The 18,479-nt window shown below is 37.9% G+C and carries 15 protein-coding genes; 8 read left to right on the top strand and 7 right to left on the bottom strand.

Annotation, left to right across the window (positions count from 1 at the left end; genetic code table 11):
* Window positions 1–72 precede the first annotated feature (72 nt).
* The 4 genes from lpxK to RT723_RS17215 are packed head-to-tail and all read right to left on the bottom strand — an operon-like array spanning window position 73 to window position 5,533.
* The gene (gene lpxK, locus RT723_RS17230) at window positions 73–1,086 is read right to left on the bottom strand and encodes a tetraacyldisaccharide 4'-kinase (RefSeq protein WP_315948374.1); all 1,014 of its coding nucleotides are present in this window, start codon (window positions 1,084–1,086) and stop codon (window positions 73–75) included.
* A gap of 30 nt (window positions 1,087–1,116) precedes the next feature.
* Window positions 1,117–2,889, bottom strand: a complete 1,773-nt coding sequence (msbA, locus tag RT723_RS17225) for a lipid A export permease/ATP-binding protein MsbA (RefSeq protein ID WP_216053552.1) — start codon at window positions 2,887–2,889, stop codon at window positions 1,117–1,119.
* A 24-nt stretch (window positions 2,890–2,913) separates the two neighbouring features.
* On the bottom strand, window positions 2,914–4,344 hold the full coding sequence (locus tag RT723_RS17220; RefSeq protein WP_487379621.1) for a ComEC/Rec2 family competence protein: 1,431 nt from the start codon (window positions 4,342–4,344) through the stop codon (window positions 2,914–2,916).
* Window positions 4,337–5,533 carry a ComEC/Rec2 family competence protein gene (locus RT723_RS17215; RefSeq protein ID WP_315948373.1) on the bottom strand — a complete coding sequence of 399 codons (1,197 nt, stop codon included), beginning with the start codon at window positions 5,531–5,533 and terminating at the stop codon, window positions 4,337–4,339. Before RT723_RS17215 ends, RT723_RS17220 begins: the two co-directional genes overlap by 8 nt.
* A 201-nt stretch (window positions 5,534–5,734) precedes the next feature.
* On the opposite strand from RT723_RS17215, the gene RT723_RS17210 reads away from it, so the two are divergent.
* From RT723_RS17210 to trhA, 3 genes are all read left to right on the top strand, one after another.
* The gene (locus RT723_RS17210) at window positions 5,735–6,268 is read left to right on the top strand and encodes a DUF2062 domain-containing protein (protein ID WP_315948372.1); all 534 of its coding nucleotides are present in this window, start codon (window positions 5,735–5,737) and stop codon (window positions 6,266–6,268) included.
* 59 nt (window positions 6,269–6,327) lie between these two features.
* The gene (gene pyrC / locus RT723_RS17205) at window positions 6,328–7,362 is read left to right on the top strand and encodes a dihydroorotase (RefSeq protein ID WP_216053549.1); all 1,035 of its coding nucleotides are present in this window, start codon (window positions 6,328–6,330) and stop codon (window positions 7,360–7,362) included.
* Window positions 7,363–7,575: 213 nt separating this feature from the next.
* Window positions 7,576–8,238, top strand: coding sequence for a PAQR family membrane homeostasis protein TrhA (gene trhA / locus RT723_RS17200; protein ID WP_315948371.1), 663 nt, complete (start codon window positions 7,576–7,578; stop codon window positions 8,236–8,238).
* Between the two features lie 24 nt (window positions 8,239–8,262).
* Here trhA and RT723_RS17195 read toward each other — a convergent pair whose 3' ends face one another.
* From RT723_RS17195 to RT723_RS17185, 3 genes are read right to left on the bottom strand one after another with little or no spacing between them, the layout of a single operon-like run.
* A complete protein-coding gene (locus RT723_RS17195) occupies window positions 8,263–9,552 on the bottom strand; it encodes a lipoprotein-releasing ABC transporter permease subunit (RefSeq protein WP_315948370.1) in 1,290 nt (429 codons plus the stop codon).
* Window positions 9,553–9,557: 5 nt separating this feature from the next.
* The gene (lolD, locus tag RT723_RS17190; protein WP_428983698.1) at window positions 9,558–10,271 is read right to left on the bottom strand and encodes a lipoprotein-releasing ABC transporter ATP-binding protein LolD; all 714 of its coding nucleotides are present in this window, start codon (window positions 10,269–10,271) and stop codon (window positions 9,558–9,560) included.
* 4 nt (window positions 10,272–10,275) lie between these two features.
* A complete protein-coding gene (locus RT723_RS17185; protein WP_315948369.1) occupies window positions 10,276–11,466 on the bottom strand; it encodes an FtsX-like permease family protein in 1,191 nt (396 codons plus the stop codon).
* Window positions 11,467–11,785: 319 nt separating this feature from the next.
* Between RT723_RS17185 and RT723_RS17180 the strand changes: the two genes are divergently transcribed.
* The 5 genes from RT723_RS17180 (at window position 11,786) to RT723_RS17160 (ending at window position 18,434) form a co-directional block, all read left to right on the top strand.
* A complete protein-coding gene (locus tag RT723_RS17180) occupies window positions 11,786–12,277 on the top strand; it encodes a PilZ domain-containing protein (protein WP_315948368.1) in 492 nt (163 codons plus the stop codon).
* A 329-nt stretch (window positions 12,278–12,606) separates the two neighbouring features.
* The gene (gene mfd, locus RT723_RS17175) at window positions 12,607–16,110 is read left to right on the top strand and encodes a transcription-repair coupling factor (RefSeq protein ID WP_428983716.1); all 3,504 of its coding nucleotides are present in this window, start codon (window positions 12,607–12,609) and stop codon (window positions 16,108–16,110) included.
* A 38-nt stretch (window positions 16,111–16,148) separates the two neighbouring features.
* Window positions 16,149–17,459 (top strand): CsiV family protein, encoded by a 1,311-nt coding sequence (locus tag RT723_RS17170; RefSeq protein ID WP_315948367.1) that lies wholly within the window; start codon window positions 16,149–16,151, stop codon window positions 17,457–17,459.
* A 41-nt stretch (window positions 17,460–17,500) separates the two neighbouring features.
* Window positions 17,501–17,920, top strand: coding sequence for a hypothetical protein (locus tag RT723_RS17165; RefSeq protein WP_315948365.1), 420 nt, complete (start codon window positions 17,501–17,503; stop codon window positions 17,918–17,920).
* Between the two features lie 13 nt (window positions 17,921–17,933).
* Window positions 17,934–18,434 carry a GNAT family N-acetyltransferase gene (locus RT723_RS17160; protein ID WP_315948364.1) on the top strand — a complete coding sequence of 167 codons (501 nt, stop codon included), beginning with the start codon at window positions 17,934–17,936 and terminating at the stop codon, window positions 18,432–18,434.
* Window positions 18,435–18,479 lie beyond the last annotated feature (45 nt).

Here is an 18,479-nt window from a genome sequence, read left to right as displayed (position 1 = left end):
CAATACGTCTGAGTTAACTTAATAACACAGTATTCTATGATTAATTTATGCTTATATTTAATAAGATTTCTATTAATGAGCCTTTGGTAGATCATTGATCAGCTCTAATAATTTTAATTCAACTTGTTTTGATATCACCGCTGAAATAGGTAATACATACCAGTTATCTTGTGCAAATGCTCGACATTTCACGGCATCTTTTTCTGTCAATAAGATAATGTCATCTAGATTAAAACGCTCAAAGTCTTGCGCCTTAAACTGATGGTGATCAGCAAACCAGAGTGTGTCATCTACTTGGTATCCCATCGTTAACGCCGTAGACAAAAATCGTTGCGGGTTTCCAATACCTGATACTAACTTGACCTTAGTATTCGTGCTCAAGGTTAAGTTTGGTGTTAACAGGTTATAGGCAATCTCTGCAGCCAGTTGATATTCTTTCTCTGTTTTTGCTTGGTCTTGTTCTTCAGAGGTTTCACTTCCTGAATTAATTAAAGTTAAATCCACCGTTTGTAATCTCGATGGTAATTCACGTAAAGGGCCTACCGGTAATAACCAACCATTGCCAAACATTCGTTTGGCATCTAATAATACAATTTCAATATCTCGTGCCATTTTATAATGTTGTAAACCGTCATCCGAAATAACGATATTGGCACGGGTGTTATCTTTAACAAACTGAACCGCTTGTGCTCTGTCTGAACCAATAACCACGGGACACTGGGTACGTAAATACAATAATTTAGGTTCATCTCCCGATAAATTCACAGGTAACTCTGGAGTGACTAAACGTGGGAAAGGCTCATCGTTACTTTTCTCTGCTCCGTACCCTCTACTAACAATGGCAGGTTCAAAACCTTGTTGACGCAATAGCTCAACTAAATAAATAACAAAAGGCGTTTTACCTGTGCCGCCAACTGAGATATTCCCAACGACTATGACAGGTAATGGTGATTGGATAGTTTGTTTTAAACCTAATTTAAACAGCCACTTACGCACGCTCGACAATAACCAGAACAAAACAGTTAAAGGCAATAAAATAAAATTTAATTTACTGGCTGAATACCAACCACGTTCAATCCAATTCATTTGGTTCTCAACTGACTGGTTAACATTGGATTAACTTTCACTAAACTGTAATTGATGTAATGCAGCGTAAGCACCTTGTTTTTGGATTAACTCAGCATGACTGCCCTGCTCTAATATTTCACCTTGTTCCATCACAATGATCTTATTGGCTTTTTCTATGGTGGAAAGTCTATGGGCAATCACAATGCTAGTACGGTTTTTCATTAACTTATCCAGTGCATCTTGAATAGCACGTTCGGATTCTGTATCCAGTGCCGATGTCGCTTCATCCATGATAAGAATTGGCGCATTACGCAAAATAGCCCGAGCTATCGCAATGCGTTGACGTTGTCCGCCAGATAATAACACCCCATTTTCACCGACTTCGGTGTCTAAGCCCAATTCCATATTGGCAGCAAATTCGGTAACGTGAGCCAATTCAGCCGCATGCTCAATTTCAGCTCTTGTTACTTTTTTATCACCATACGCAATATTGGCAGCAATACTGTCATTAAATAATGTGACGTGTTGAGAAACTAAAGCAATATGGGAACGTAAGTTGGATAATTCAAAATCATTGATATTAACCCCATCTATTTCTACTTGCCCTTGAGCTGGATAATAATATCGAGGGATAAAGTTGGATATGGTGGTTTTACCGCTGCCTGAACGACCAACTAAGGCAACTGTTGTCCCAGCTTCGACTTCTAAGTTCAAGTTTTTAATAACTTGTACTTCACTATTTGGGTAACAAAAACTTAAGTTTTTAAAGTTTATTTGGCCTTTAATTGAATCTTTAACGATAGTACCGGTATTACTTTCAGACTCTTCATCTAATACCTCAAATACACTTTTAGCCGCGGTGATGCCTCGTTGAAACTCACTGTTTACATTAGTTAATTGTTTTAATGGACGTAATAACGTCATCATAGACGTAATAACCACGGTGAAAGTACCTGGCGTTAAACTTTTCAACATTTCAGGACTTGACGCCATATATAAAACAGCCGCAAGAGCAAAAGATGCAATAACTTGGATGGAAGATACGCTTAAAACGCTAGTCGAAACCATTTTCATCTTTTGCTGACGATTATGGTTGTTGATATTTTGGAATTCAGTTTTCTCTTTTTCTTGGCCGCCAAAGGCTAAAATGACTTTATGTCCTGAAATCATTTGTTCTGACTGGCGGGTCACATTACCCATAGCTTGTTGGATGCGTTTTGAGATCACTCTAAAACGTTTAGTTACATAAGTGACAACGACCGCAACAAAAGGCACTAGCACTAATATGGCAATTGATAATTGCCAACTATGGTAAAACATGATGGTCATTAAACCGATAACAAATGCACCTTCACGTACCATAACTAACAGCGCTTTACTGCACGCACTTTCTAATTGTTCTGTATCGTAGGTGATTTTAGAAATGAGTTTCCCGGTGGAGTTACTGTCATGAAAACTCACAGGTAATGACATGATTTTTTCGTATAACTCTTGTCGTAAGTTCATCACGATTTTAGAGCCAACCCAGCCTAATCCAAAGGTCGCCATATAGTTTGACATGCCTCTTAACAAGAACACGATAATGACAAAAATAGGGGCGTAAGCTAAGACGGTGGAACTTTGCTCTGTGATACCTTCGTCGATAAAGGTTTGGATTTTAGAAATAAATAATGCATCGATAGAAGCATTGATCACCATACCTATTATGGCAATCGCGAATACAAACTTAAACGGCTTTATATACTGAAATAGACGTTTAAACGTACCTTCTTTTTTAATCGTAGTTGAATTCAAAAATGGCGCCTTTTCAAAAATTAACATAAAGGGATCAAATGAGTTGGTATTCTACCGTATTTCTGATGTAAAACTAAAAGGATTTTGTTTTTTCCAAAATGGCTGCCAATGATTTAAATAACCACTCACGTTCAATTGAGTCTCTATGACTTTGTACTGGCTATGGTTAATTTCAAACCATGGTTTATCAAATTCCACTTTTATCATGCCGACTTGATTGGTTGAATATTGATTTACCTTGTTATTGGCACTTATTTTTGTTTGTTTGCTGTTAACTTGATTAATTTCATTCACCTCGGATGCCGTCATGCCTGATGCATTAAATCGTTGGATCACTTCCTTGGTTGGGAATCCAAACCGATTATTTACGCCTGCACTGTGTAATACCTTAGTGGCTGACACCGCGTTAATAAAATCGCTAGTTGATGAATATTTACTGCCGTGATGTGCGGAAATAAGTAAATCTGACTTTAAATTAATCTGCTGTTGATTATGCATTTTAACCAATCTCCGTTCAATTTTAGCCGTGATATCCCCGGTTAATAACACAGATAAATGGGTAAGTTCATCGGTTAACTTAATCACACAACTGGTGTCGTTTTTTGACAGATCGTTTATGTCTTGATACGCAATATGATTGGGCCAAATGATGTCAATTTGAGTACGACCCCATTTATACGATTGTGCTGTACAAGTCAGTATTTTGTCCTTGATATTCGCTTGTTTACCCAAAGCCTTAATATCACCGATGTGATCACTGTCATTATGAGAGATTACTATATGCCGAATATCAGTGATCCCTACCCCAACTAACATAGGTTGAACCACCGATTGTGTCGCATTAAAACCAGATGGGTAAATAGGCCCTAAATCGTAAATAAAAGCAGAGTGCCCTTGCTGGAATAATACGGACGTACCTTGCCCTACATCGAGTAGGTACATAGTTAATTTAGGTTGCAACGCCCTCGCTAGCCAGCTTGAGTCTTTTGGACTGCTGTTCCATGTTGGAAAACTCAAGCCAATTGGAACAAGGATTAATATACATGGGAGTATTATAGATCCCGTTAATATAAATCTACTTTTTAGCGAGCGAAGGTTTTGAGTAAACGTAACCAAATAGACAGGGCTAACTAATAAAAGGCCGATTAACAGCAAAAACCAAAACCACAGACCGTTCGCGATATTTACCCAATAATGAAAAATAGGATAATGACTAAATACTGTAATTAATTGGTTAAGTAATGCATCAACCCCCAAAAATATATAGGACGATATGTCTATACCAACACCGACATTGTCAATCATGACAACCACCGTCCCTATAAATATAGCTGGCACAATGAACAAACTAAACAGTGGAATCGCGATTAAGTTGGTTAATACACCAGACAGTGATACCCCTCCAAACCAAAACATCACAACAGGCACCATCCACAACGTAATAAACACCTGAAATTTAACTAAGTAAACCAACTTATTCATCAATTGCGTTAACAAAAAATGTATCTTTGATGTGAGTGCCCCGTCGGTTCGAAGCGCTTCTTGATAGCTCAAGTTTTTTTGATGGATATTTTTGAATAAATAACACGATCCCCAATACGGCAGAAAAGGTTAACCACCACGCTGCAGTTAAAATGGCGAAGGGATCCAATAACAAACTAAATAGAGCAACGAATAACAAAGCCTTTATTTTATTTACATTGGTATAACTGATATTAAGCAAGATCCAAAATGTGACTAATAATGCTGCTCTAGTGGCTGATATCGGAAAACTGATAAGTGCGATATAACTCCATAACACACTTAATATGAGCACTTGTACAACCATATACTGTAAAGATAAGCGCAAGGCTTTTAATAACCCCTTTATTAACAATTTAACGACTAGATAAATGATGCCAATGTGTAACCCCGAAATCGCTAATAAATGGCTGATCCCCATATGATTATACCGTTCAAATTCTTGCGTTTTTATTAAACTGCGATTACCCAAGCCAATTGCCAAAATGAGACTTTGTGTGGCTAAATCATTGGTGGCTGATATTAGTTTGTTGGTGCTGGTTTGCTGGGTGTTAGAAAAAAGGCTTGTGGATTGAACGTTAGAATAACTTAAATAAGAGTGTACTGTTTTAATATTGCCACTTGCCTGAAACTGTTTAGAGAATAACCACTGATTATAATCAAAGCCAAATGTATTTTGATAACCATGTGCTTTGCTTACCCTAATTGTAGCAAGCAGCTCGTCCCTTTGTTGCAACAGTAATTTAGGTTTAAACCAATTTAAACGAACTTGAATATTGGCTTGATACCAAGCTCGTTCTACCGGCATTCCATCTATTTCGTCAATGATTACACTAAAGCTTTGCGATGCGTGGTTATCTTGTTTAACCACAACGGAACTCACTTTGCCTTTGATCATAAGTTGTTGTTTATCTTTAGTCACAAAATAATTGGCGTAATGTAGATTGGCTGTCAACATCACAAAACCGGCCCCCATCACATATCCATTGATGGTTTTAATGACAAAGTGACCTTTTCTATTTCTTACTAGAGTGAGAGTTAACGCGAGAGTGATAAATAAAACAGCTAAAACGAGGTTAGTAGGCAATAAAATGGGAGAAAACAAAGCCGATAAATGACCTAGTATTAAAGCAACAATCCACCATTCCATGGCTAATTCCTATTTTATTGTTATAAAATGAAAGGTAAACTGCCACTGTTGTTTAGTGAAACATTTTTACAACAAATATAATTACAAATTGGTCAAATTAAGGTAAGTTTAGCCTAATTTTTTTATGTTGTAATTTAAGCATTAATCTGTGATTAAAGCGTTAAATCCTGCCAGCTCCTAACTGCCTAATAAGTGTAAAAGATGCCTAGAAAATTTATTAAACGGTTTTTACCAGACCACCAAAAAATAAAACAAAACAAAGCAATTAATATGTTTGGCACCTTATTGCACGATGCAAATTTATGGCATTTAAACCGTAAATCAGCACGAGGCGCATTCGCAATAGGCCTATTTAACGCCTTTATTCCCGTGCCGTTCCAGATGTACTTATCTGCATTATTTTCGATCATCTTTAAAGTAAACTTACCGCTTTCAGTTGGTCTTGTATGGATCAGTAACCCGTTAACGATGCCACCATTATTTTATGGCTGTTATAAAGTTGGTGAATGGATTTTAGGTCCAACGGGACATAACTTTGCCTTCCAATTGAGTTGGGATTGGTTAGTTGCTAGTTTATCAACTATTGGCCCTACCTTTTTGTTTGGCTGTCTTGTCGTCGCCAGTGTGTGCGCCATTATTGGATTTTTTGGTATCGATATATTATGGCGATATTCGGTGGCAAGAGCTTGGTCAGACCGAAAATTAAAACGTCTAAATAAAAATAAAGACAACTAATACGAATATAAATATCTCTGTGTATTTGCACTTAATAACTTCTAATTTCAGGATCAACAATGACTCAAATTACAATTCAAACACCAGATGACTGGCACTTACATTTTCGAGACGGCGATATACTAAACGAGACAGTACCTGCAACCGCTCGTTGTTTTCAACGTGCTGTTGTTATGCCTAATTTAGTTCCCCCTGTTACCAACGCAGCAATGGTAAGTGCTTATAAAGACAGAATATTAGCCGCACGTCCACAAGGCAGCACTTTTGAGCCTATTATGACCTTGTATTTAACCAATGATACGAGTCGCGAAGATATTATTGAAGCCAAAGCCGCAGGCACATTAGCCGCTAAATTATACCCGGCAGGCGCTACCACAAACTCTGACGCAGCGGTTAGTGCACTTGATAGTTTATTTCCTATTTTTGAAGAAATGCAAAAACAAGGCATGTTGTTGTTAGTGCATGGGGAAGTCACGGACCACCACATAGATATTTTTGATCGTGAAAAAGAGTTCATCGATCAAAACATGATCCGTATTGTTAGTGCATTCCCTGATTTAAAAGTGGTGTTTGAGCACATCACAACTCAAGATGCCGTTGAATTTGTTCTCGCCGCCAATGACAACGTTGCCGCGACTATCACTCCACAACATTTATTATTAAACCGTAACGACTTATTAGTTGGTGGTGTGCGTCCGCATAATTATTGCCTGCCAGTATTAAAACGTAATACCCACCAGCAAGCGTTAAGAGCGGTTGTTGCCACAGGTAATAAAAAGTTTTTCTTAGGCACAGATTCTGCCCCTCATGAAAAAGACAAAAAAGAAAATGCATGTGGTTGTGCCGGTTGTTATAGCGCTTGGAGTGCAATTGAATTATATACCCATGTATTTGATGAGTTAGGGGCACTCGATAAACTTGAAGGTTTTGCTTCACATCATGGCGCTGATTTTTATGGCTTACCGCGTAACACCACAAGTATAACCTTGGTAAAAGAAGACTGGACGATTCCAGCCGAGATCACTTTACCAAACGGTAACCCTATTGTGCCATTTTTTGGTGGACAAACCTGTAGCTGGAAAATTAAAAGCTAAATACTGGTTTATACCAATTTCATTAAGTACTTAGTCATTCATCAACAATTAATTAAGCCGGAATGTTAAAACATTTCGGTTTTTTTATGCTTTAGGTTTAATGGCATATATTCCATTAGATTTAATATGATTAAATTTGTAGCAGTAATATTCTTTCTAATGTCACAAACACCTGTTATCATTCAGCGAACACGTGTACGCTGAAAGGTCATTATGAATAATAAAGATATAAAAACACCAACAACAAAACTCGCAAGTTATTCCGTAAATGAAGAAATAGCCAACTCTGTCAGTCATGGCATTGGCGCTTTATTGAGTGTTGCAGGTTTAACCTTGTTATTAGTTTCTGCCAGCGAGATTGAAAGCCTCACTTTGTTGTTTAGTTATTTGGTGTATGGACTGAGTTTAACTAGCTTATTTTTAGCCTCAACGTTATATCATGCCTTTAACCAACCGCAGATAAAAAAGCTGTTTAAGCTATTTGATCATTGTGCCATTTATTTATTAATTGCCGGTACTTATACTCCACTTATGGCTGTGACATTAGGCGGTACGTTAGGTTTTGTTATGTTAGCGGTTATTTGGTTTTTGGCTTTGTTAGGCATAGGTTTTAAGATTAAATTTGGTTCACAATATAAAATAATTTCATTGGCCACCTACCTAGGAATGGGCTTTATTTCACTATTTTTTATATCAAGATTGTATGACGCGCTGGAACACAATGGTTTTATGTTATTAGCGTTTGGCGGATTAAGTTATGCCTCTGGCGTATATTTTTATGTGAATAAAAAAATACCGTTTAACCACGCTATTTGGCATATGTTTGTTTTAGGCGGCGCGATTTGTCATTTCTTTATGATCTACTTTTATGTTTAATGATAAGCCATAAAGATAGAGCTATCACCCTGAAATCAACTCCACCGGTGACAATTTAGATGCCCTGCTTGCAGGGTATAACGTCGCAAAATAGGCAATAATAAAGGCGGTAACTGACACAATAAGTACCTGCACAACGTCTAACTCTGTTGGTAAATAATCAATAAAATACACTTCACCATCCAGTGCTTTAACATTAAATAATTGCTCAACCACACTAAACAATTCTGGTATGCAAAGAGTTAACACTACTCCCCAAACCATTCCCCAGCCAATGCCTTTTATCGCAGTTAACATCCCCATCATGACAAACACTCGTTTAACAATCACCGGCGTTAATCCCATGGTTTTTAATATGCCGATGTCGCTGTGTTTTTCTTGAATCGCCATCGTTAATGACGACACGATATTAAAACAGGCCACCGACATCACTAAAACCATGACTAAATACATAATGTCTTTAACCATCACTATATCGTTATACACATGCCCATTGGTTCTAAACCAGTCCAATACATACACATAATCTTGCAAACTACTGCCAATTTGACGAGCAATAATTTGTGCATTAAAAGGGTCGGTTAACGCAACTTTAATACCTTCAGCTCGTTGTTCTGTCCAATTAAACTTTTCTTGTACTGTGTCTAACGACACATAAACCTGGCCATAATCCATTTGGCCACCAATTTGATAAATACCAGCAATTTTTGCTTTAAGATATTTAGGCGCGGCAAGTTTGCCGGATGCTAAGGTATTGGGGATAAGTAATTCAATATCATCGTCAACTGCCAAAGTGAGCTTGTCGGCTAGACCTTGGCCAATAACCGCTTCTACTGTATTCGGTTGTGTGGCTGATTGATTATCCGTTAACCAGCGCCCTGCTTTTATGTATTTGTAGGTAGCATTTACCTCAGTTTCTAATTTTGGTGAAACACCATGCAGCAATATGGCTTCTAAATCATTTTGCTTTTGCACCATCGCATTCACTTTTATATAAGGAGCTGCACCTAATACATTTGGGTTTTGTAAAATACTGTGTTGGGTAATGTGCCAATTAGGTAACGTTCCATTAACCGCTTCAAATTCTACATCAGGGACAACAGCTAACAGCGAGTTTTTTAACTCTCGTTCAAATCCGTTCATTATTGACAGCCCAATAATTAACGCGGCCACCCCTACACTTATTCCAATCTTGGAAGCCCGGTTGATGAACCGAATGTACTTATTTTGAAAAGCGGCATGGTAATAACGTTGAGCAAATGTCGCTGATAACTGTACCGATGGACTGAAAAAAGAAATAAATTTAGACATCATTGGATTTAACTTATTAACCCGTCATCGAGTTTTATCACTCGACTAAAGCGTGCCGCTAATTCCAAATCATGGGTTACTACCACCAAGCTGGTGCCTAATTCTTGGTTAAGCTGCATAAATAACTTAAAGATCTGCTCGGCATTTTGTTTATCTAAATTACCTGTTGGTTCGTCTGCTAATACCAACTTAGGTTTGTTAACTAAGGCTCTAGCAATCGCAACACGCTGACGTTCACCACCTGATAACTGGGCTGGATTATGATTTAATCGGTGTGATAAGCCAACTAACTCCAATAATTTAGCGGCCTCTTTATTTGCTTCTTGGTTACTTACACCTTTTATTAATAAAGGCATAGCAACATTTTCTAATGCACTGAACTCCATTAACAAATGATGAAATTGGTAAATAAACCCCATGTTTTCGTTTCTAAACTGAGCTCGCTGGATTTCATTTAAGCCAGTTATATCTTGACCTAAAATTTTAACCACTCCGGATGTCGGTTCATCCAACATCCCCAAAATATGTAACAAAGTACTTTTACCGGAACCCGATTGTCCCAAAATAGCAATTTGCTCACCTTGGCGAATATCTAAGTTGATGCCTTTTAATACTTGGGTCATCAATGCAGGATCTTTAGATTTCGCATCTAACACATCGGCATATTGTTTAATTACATTTTGGCATTCAACCAAGTTCATATCTGTTGTTTCATTATTCATTGTTTTACTCATAACGTAATACATCTGCAGGCATTAACTGTGCTGCTTTCTTGGCTGGGTAAATACTAGCTAATAGCGCCATTATGATGGCTAAACTAACAATATAAGTTAACTTCAACCAACTAAATTCTATGGGTAATCCTATCCCGGCCACGCCCAAAAAATTTAATCCTGTGGCGGCCATAAAGCCATTTAAGTTTAAGGTTAATATCGCACCAACACTACCACCTAATAAGGCACCAAAAACCCCGTTGTAGGCACCTTGCACAATAAAAATATTAGAAATAGTATTTGGCGTCATACCTAGAGTTTTTAATATGGCCACTTCGTTTTGTTTTTTGGTTACCATCATGACTAATGCTGAAACAATGTTAAACGCGGCAACACAAATAATTAAACTTAACATGAACCACATCATTGTTTTTTCCATTTTCACCGCATCAAATAACTTACCGTGCGTATCATGCCAGTTCTCAATTTTGTAATCGGACTCAGGAAAGTATTCCGTTATTTGCTGTGCGATCTCATTCGCCAAAAACGCATCATTAAGTACTAATCTTATACCTTCATTGTCAGCAGGAGATTTTCTCATTAATCGGTTTAAATCTTGTGAGCGAACAAAGACTAACTGTTCATCTATCTCGCTTTCGGTATGGAACATATCAACAATGGTAAAAGTACGTTGTGACGGCATACGCCCTATTGGCGTGTAATGACTTGTACCGCTGATCATTAACCTAATTTTATCGCCAACCGCCAAGCCATATTCCATAGCCAGATATTGACCAACAATAATGCCATATTTACTATCCATAAAACGAGACCAACTGGCGGCACTGCTTACATCAGGCGTAGTAGAGTATTGACTTTTCGATAAACTATTTAGTACTCCTAATGGGATGGACTTGTCGTCACTGATGCCTTGTGCCATCACACCTTTTAAATCGGAGGGTAATTGCATTATGGCGACAGATTGCACCAGGGGCAGAACTTGGATTATGTCTTGTTTAAACTCAGCGTTTTGAATCATGTCGTTAAATTGTTGTACATCAAGTGTGGCTGATGTAGCAGAGATAGGTTTTATTAGTACATGCGGCACCGCACCTAAAATACGTTGTTTTAAAATACCTTCAAACCCATCCATCACTGACATCACTAAAACCAGCGCTAAGACGCCTAATGCGATGCCCGCCATAGAGAAAAAGAGATGAAACTGATAAATTTTCCGTCTTTGGCTGCTTTTGAATACCGTAAACCGATTTGTAAACTAATTGGAAAGTTCATTGAGATTCTATTGAGTTGGTTACATTTAAATATAGTTAAGTGGAAATTGCCTAAGCGGATCAATTATTTAATGTAATTAAACATAAGCTTCGATAATATGGTTTTCATTGTTAAAGTACAAGCGATACCAAAGGTCATATAGAGTTGTTCGTTCAGCTAAAATCAATCGCCTTATGAGATTTGGTATTACGAGTTGTCGTAACTGGTTAGTAAAACCTTAGAGTAATAGTATGACTGAACAAGACTTAGAACTGTTTTCAGAGTATTTCCAATTAGAGCATCAAATTCCTGTCAATATCAAAGATGGTGGCGACTGGGATTCAATCCCAACCATGGATCAGTTTGAAGCTATGATCCCAACCCCATATAAAATAGCGTCTGAAATGAAAGGTTTAGAACAAACTATGTTACGTCCTCTACGTCAACTTGGTGATGTGATTGAACCACTAGCTGAATACCTAAAAGCTCAAAGCCGTAAAATAGATTTAATGATGAGTTATATCTTACAAGGCCAAGATGACGACGACTTAAAATTTCAAGCGAGCTCATATGGCGGCGGCGGTTTTGTATTTCAATCGGAACAAGTATTTACACTAAATAACTGGATCCAATGTAAGCTATTTTTTAATGAAGAAGCCGCTGCGGTTTTTTGTTTAGGTAAAATTGTAGAAATTGAAACGATTACCCCTGATGAAGATAGTGTAAGTAACCCCCCCCAATAACGTCATATAATTACAAAGTCGTGTTCCACCGTATCCGAGATGAAGACCGTGAAGTGGTGGTAAGAGCATCATTACATCAACAATCTAAACTGTTATTGAACAAAACCAAACAGAGAAATAACAAGTAGTTTTTGTTTAACAGCAAACTTATCCGCTATTTAACCAGGCACAATCATGTGCCTGACGTCTTTATTTAACAGATATCGTTTAAAAATGAAAAGCATCCTGTTGCCGGATTCTTTTTTTATCATGCCAATCAAGTTACACTAACCACATTATTGTCGTTTGTTATGGAATAATTAGTGTCTAACAAGGTTTCAACCGCATCCCTGCCGTTAACAAAACTCACCAATTTACCAATACCTAAAGCCTCTACCGCAACTAAGTCTGACAAGATCTCTTGGGGTCGTCTTACTGGCAGCAGTAAAACGTTAGCTATTGCAGAAAGTGCATTATATTCAGACCGAGTAACGGTCGTCATTACAGAGAGCACTCCGGCGGCACACCGATTAGAAGCTGAGATTTTATCATTAGTCCCAAATGACTTTAACGTATTTACTTTTCCAGATTGGGAAATACTGCCATACGACACGTTTTCTCCGCATCAAGACATTATTTCACAGCGACTTTTAACTTTATATCAATTGCCAAAAATGACCAAAGGCATAGTGATAGTGCCTATTAGCACTTTGATGCATTTTTTAAGTCCGGTTGAATATATTCAGGGCAATAGTTTTATTTTTGCCGCAGGTGACACCAACAATATTTCGGCGTTAACACTGCAATTAGAAAGTAACGGCTATCGTCACGTGGAACAGGTTATTGAACATGGTGAATTTTCAGTACGAGGTTCCATCTTAGATTTATTCCCAATGGGCAGCGACCAACCATTTAGGTTGGATTTTTTTGACGATGAAATAGATACCATCAGGTACTTTGATCCTGAATCTCAACGCAGTAAAGATAAAGTCGATTCGATAAACTTACTGCCAGCTCATGAGTTTCCTTTAGATAGTAAAGGCATAGAGTTATTTAGAAATAATTACCGCGAAGCCTTTACCGTTAGAAACGAAAAAGACAGTTTATATAAGTTAGTCACCGAAGGCAGTTTCCCTGCAGGGATTGAATATTACTTACCGCTGTTTTTTGACTCAGTGGCAACCTTGTTTGATTATTTCCCAACTAACAGTCAAATCATCCAAGTGGGTGATATCAAACAACAAGCGGAACATTTCCTTGCCGATATCGAACACAGATATAACAATTTAAATGTTGATTCGTTACGTCCCCTATTACCACCAAGTCAGTTATTTTTGGAGATCAATAAAGTATTTGGTCAATTTAATAATTGGCCATCGATCAAACTTGAAAAAGGTGTATTACCAGCTGGTGCCGGGAAGTTCAATGCCAATACCGTAGCCGTTCCTGACATTGCTATTGATAGCCAATTAAAATCACCGTTTAATAAAATAATCGCCTATGTGTTAGAACAAAAAGAACAACAAGGTCGCATTATATTTAACGTTGAATCACCAGGACGACGTGAAACCTTATTAGAACTGTTAAAACAAGCACAATTAAAACCCACACAACACCCAACTATCAGCGACTTTATCCAGTCTAATTCTGATATTGGCATTGTAATTACCTCGTTAGAACACAGCTTTAAAATGCTGGCGTTAGTCGAAAATAATTCAGTACCGATTACCTTTATAACGGAAACAGAATTATTAGGCGGCCGTGTAAGCCAACGTAACCGTAATAAACGCCAGAAGAATATATCTACTGATGCATTAGTCAGAAACCTAGCTGAGTTAAAACTGGGCCAAGCTATCGTACATATTGAGCATGGGGTAGGACGTTACCTTGGTTTGCAAACTATAGATGCAGGCGGCATGGCCAGTGAGTTTGTCACCATAGAATACGCGAATGAAGCTAAGTTATATGTTCCGGTGGGTAATCTTCATTTATTAAGCCGCTATTCTGGCGGCGATACCGAATCGGCTCCGCTGAATAAACTAGGCTCAGATGCCTGGGAAAAAGCCCGTAAAAAAGCCGCAGAAAAAATCAAAGATGTGGCCGCTGAGTTATTGGATATTTATGCTCAGCGTGCAGCAAAACCGGGTTATCAATACAGCTTAGATCGTGATGGGTATCGTCAATTTTCGGCCTCTTTCCCTTTTGAAGAAACCGACGATCAACAAAGTGCCATCAACGCAGTTATTAACGACATGAAATCTAAAAATGCCATGGATAGACTGGTTTGTGGTGATGTTGGTTTTGGTAAAACCGAAGTGGCGATGCGTGCAGCTTACGTTGCAGTGAATGACGGAAAACAAGTGGCGGTATTAGTGCCAACCACGTTATTAGCACAACAACATTATGAAAACTTCTCCGACCGATTTGCCGACTGGCCAGTGAAAGTCGAAGTATTATCCAGATTTAAGTCAGCCAAACAACAAACTGAAATTTTAGAGCAGTTAAAAGACGGAAAAGTCGATATAGTCGTTGGCACACATAAATTAATACAAGACAACATCAAGTTTAAAGATTTAGGTTTACTGATCATAGATGAAGAACACCGATTTGGGGTGAAACAAAAAGAAGCGATTAAAAAACTCCGTGCTGATGTAGATATATTAACGCTGACTGCTACGCCAATCCCAAGAACCTTAAACATGGCCATGAGTGGCATGCGTGACTTATCTATTATTGCAACACCTCCAGCAAAACGCCTTGCGGTTAAAACCTTTGTCCGTAAATACGATTTGGAGTTAATCAAAGAAGCCATCATGCGTGAAACCAATCGTGGTGGTCAGGTTTACTTCTTACATAACAATGTTGAAACCATAGAACAACGCGCCAAAGATATAGAAGCGTTAATGCCTGATGTAAGAGTTGTGGTGGCCCATGGTCAAATGCGAGAGCGTGATTTAGAACGCATCATGAGTGACTTCTATCATCAACGATATAACGTATTATTGTGTACAACTATCATAGAAACCGGCATTGACGTACCTACCGCCAATACCATTATTATGGAACGTGCTGACCGCTTAGGTTTAGCGCAGTTACACCAATTACGTGGCCGTGTGGGACGTTCTCATCATCAAGCCTATGCTTATTTATTAACACCGCCACCTAAATCAATAACCAAAGATGCGATTAAACGTTTGGAAGCGATTGAGTCACTAGAAGACTTAGGTGCAGGATTTGCGTTAGCCACACACGATTTAGAAATACGTGGTGCTGGTGAGTTATTAGGTGATGATCAAACCGGTCAAATACACACAATTGGTTTTACCTTATACATGGAAATGTTAGAGCAAGCCGTTGAAGCCCTTAAACAAGGTAAAGAACTCACCTTAGATGCCTTAAACGCGAAGCAAACCGAAGTTGAGCTACGCATACCAGCTCTATTGCCAGACAGTTATATTCACGAAGTAAACATACGTTTAAGTTTATACAAACGTATTGCTACATGCACTAATGTGGATGAGTTGAATGAAATTAAAGTGGAACTTATCGACCGTTTTGGTTTATTACCAGATGCGGCTAAAAATTTATTTACCGTTGGTGAGTTTAGGCAAAGAGCGCAAAAGTTAGGTATTACTAAAATTGAAGGTGGACCTCGAGGTGGTAGTATTACCTTTGGTGACAACACTAAAGTTGACCCAGTATTTATCATTAGTTTAATTCAGCAACACCCTAGTGTTTATAAACTGGATGGCGGTAACAAACTTAAGTTTGTACTGGAAAATAAAGATACCGAGGATCGGATAAAACTGATAAATTCGATGCTTAATGACTTTGAGCACAAACTTAAAAAATAGCACGTCAGCGACTAATTATTTTAGTAAAGGAAGTAAACTTGGATCTGTTTAACATTGAAACGTTTAAAGTAAAGATTAAGGCATTAATGTTAGTGTCTGTTTTAACCCCTGCGTTTTCATTTACAAGTAACTTGGCGGCGCAAGAAGACGCGTCAACACGAGTTCCAACAGAAGAGCTTGTGGAAGGCATTAAGTCACGTGATGGTCGTTGGTTTGAAGTAGAAATGATCATTTTTAAGCGCACCGATAACGTTAACTTACGTGAACAGTTTTCACAAAATGTAAAATCATTAACCAAACGTCGACAATGGGATCTTGTACGTGATTTATTACAACCTGATATCTCACTATTATTAGCGGGTTTGCCAGAATGTCATCAAGATAAAAATCCACTGGCGAATATAAACCCCGACGCCCCACTGTCGCCACAAGAGTTTTATACTCAAATGAGCGGTTATCAAGAGTTAATTAATAACAAATGGCAGTTTACTAATGAGCTGTGTTTGATGCCGAGCGAGTCATTATCAGGTTATTGGCAGTTAGTGAACAATGTGCCTTTATTTGAGAAACCAATTAACAGCCAAGTTCCACTTGATGTTATTCCAACCAAAGTAACGGCTGGAGATCATGATGACTTTCATAATGTTTATGTGTTAGCCGAACAAAATTTACAATTAACGTCGCACTTTAATAAACTGAAAAAAAATCCTAATACGGAACCTATGCTGCATATAGGTTGGCGTCAACCGGGTTTATCTAAACGCGAATCTCGTCCGGTATACCTAGTTGCTGGGCATAATTATTCTGAACGATTTAGATACGACGGTTCAGAAAAATTAATCTTTAAACAAGATATGGATGATGAATCAGAAACCACGCCTGTTGAAAATGTGGCACCTGATTTAAATAACGATGTCAGAAATAACGTTACAAACTTTATGAAAAAACTGCAATCAGGCGCTGTGGTCGATTTCAAAAACAGTTCACTGATTTACCCAAAACAAAATGCATTACCTGATGAAACTTGGCAACTTGATGGCTTTATTCAAGTGCACTTAGATCATTATTTGTATTTAGAGGGGCAGTTTAATTTCAGAGAATTAAGCCAAGAGGTAATTAATCCTGAGCAGTTTTTGGCGAAATTAACTGAAGATAAAGCGATGTCAAAGGTCGAGGCCGAAACGAGCACAGACGTGTCGACGCAAGTTACTAATGAAGAGTTAGTAACGATTAACTACTTAAAAAATTACAACTTCAAACAAACCCGAAAATCTTATTCAGGGGATCTTCATTATTTAGATCACCCCAAAATGGGCATATTGATCCAAATTCGTAAATATCGTCATTAATCGCCACTTTATAAAACGACTATCTAACATTTAGGAAGCTTATGGATACCGACTTACCTATCACCTTAACCACTAAAGGTTTATTTGAGGCCAACGATAAGAACTCTCAGTTCTTGATCAGTAAGTTGGAAGCTTGGCTTAACTTTAAAGCCTTAGGTGCTAATTGGTATGGGGATGAGAGTTTAGTGGTAAACATGAACTTTACTATTTTGCCAGAACACCAATTTTTAGATTTGCAAGTCGATAGCGACAAAAACTGGATCCCTATTAATTTGCCAGGATTAACCGCGATCTATAATCACGATATGTCCAAACAGAGTTTCATTTGCATGATTATGTTCTCTAACGACGAGTTAAATGTCGCGATGAAAGACAGCGCTCAAGTTGAAAATACCTTTCAATTAAAATTAGCCGCTTGTGCAAATGTACTCGCGACTTATTACCATTTACCAGCTATTTAATTTTAGAGTGAACATGTTTAAACCAGTCATACACCAACAAGATATTGATCAAGTGGTTGAATTAGCCCACATTATTTGGACTGAACATTACACGCCAATCATAGGCTCAGAACAAGTTGATTACATGTTAACTCACTTCCATTCCAAAGCTGAGATTAGTAAACAAATTGCCGAACAAAATTATCATTTTTATCTGATCATCAATAATGATAAAGCCGTTGGTTATTGCGGTTTTCAATTACAAGAGTCGGATTTATTTTTAAGTAAATTATACCTATTAAGTTCTGAACGAGGACAAGGATTAGGAAAATTAGCTACTAACTTTATTATCCAAACCGCGCGAGAGCATCATAAAAGCAAAGTGTATTTAACCGTTAATAAATACAATCATGGCTCTATCAATGCTTATTACAAAATAGGCTTTACTAAAGTGAAAGAGTTGTGTGCGGACATAGGTGGTGGTTATGTTATGGATGATTATCAGCTAGAACTTAATCTATCGCCTGACAGTTAATGCTGAATCCTTCAAATAAAAAAACCTTAGCAATATGCTAAGGTT

Source organism: Psychrosphaera aquimarina (genome assembly GCF_032461525.1).
Taxonomy (GTDB): domain Bacteria; phylum Pseudomonadota; class Gammaproteobacteria; order Enterobacterales; family Alteromonadaceae; genus Psychrosphaera; species Psychrosphaera aquimarina.
This window is presented reverse-complemented; position numbering and strand designations above follow the sequence as displayed.

Coding starts and splice junctions, on each gene's coding strand:
- lpxK (WP_315948374.1), bottom strand. CDS start 1,086: ATGAATTGGATTGAACGTGGTTGGTATTCAGCCAGTAAATTAAATTTT.
- msbA (WP_216053552.1), bottom strand. CDS start 2,889: ATGTTAATTTTTGAAAAGGCGCCATTTTTGAATTCAACTACGATTAAA.
- RT723_RS17220 (WP_487379621.1), bottom strand. CDS start 4,344: ATGAATAAGTTGGTTTACTTAGTTAAATTTCAGGTGTTTATTACGTTG.
- RT723_RS17215 (WP_315948373.1), bottom strand. CDS start 5,533: ATGGAATGGTGGATTGTTGCTTTAATACTAGGTCATTTATCGGCTTTG.
- RT723_RS17210 (WP_315948372.1), top strand. CDS start 5,735: ATGCCTAGAAAATTTATTAAACGGTTTTTACCAGACCACCAAAAAATA.
- pyrC (WP_216053549.1), top strand. CDS start 6,328: ATGACTCAAATTACAATTCAAACACCAGATGACTGGCACTTACATTTT.
- trhA (WP_315948371.1), top strand. CDS start 7,576: ATGAATAATAAAGATATAAAAACACCAACAACAAAACTCGCAAGTTAT.
- RT723_RS17195 (WP_315948370.1), bottom strand. CDS start 9,552: ATGATGTCTAAATTTATTTCTTTTTTCAGTCCATCGGTACAGTTATCA.
- lolD (WP_428983698.1), bottom strand. CDS start 10,271: ATGAATAATGAAACAACAGATATGAACTTGGTTGAATGCCAAAATGTA.
- RT723_RS17185 (WP_315948369.1), bottom strand. CDS start 11,466: ATGGCGGGCATCGCATTAGGCGTCTTAGCGCTGGTTTTAGTGATGTCA.
- RT723_RS17180 (WP_315948368.1), top strand. CDS start 11,786: ATGACTGAACAAGACTTAGAACTGTTTTCAGAGTATTTCCAATTAGAG.
- RT723_RS17165 (WP_315948365.1), top strand. CDS start 17,501: ATGGATACCGACTTACCTATCACCTTAACCACTAAAGGTTTATTTGAG.
- RT723_RS17160 (WP_315948364.1), top strand. CDS start 17,934: ATGTTTAAACCAGTCATACACCAACAAGATATTGATCAAGTGGTTGAA.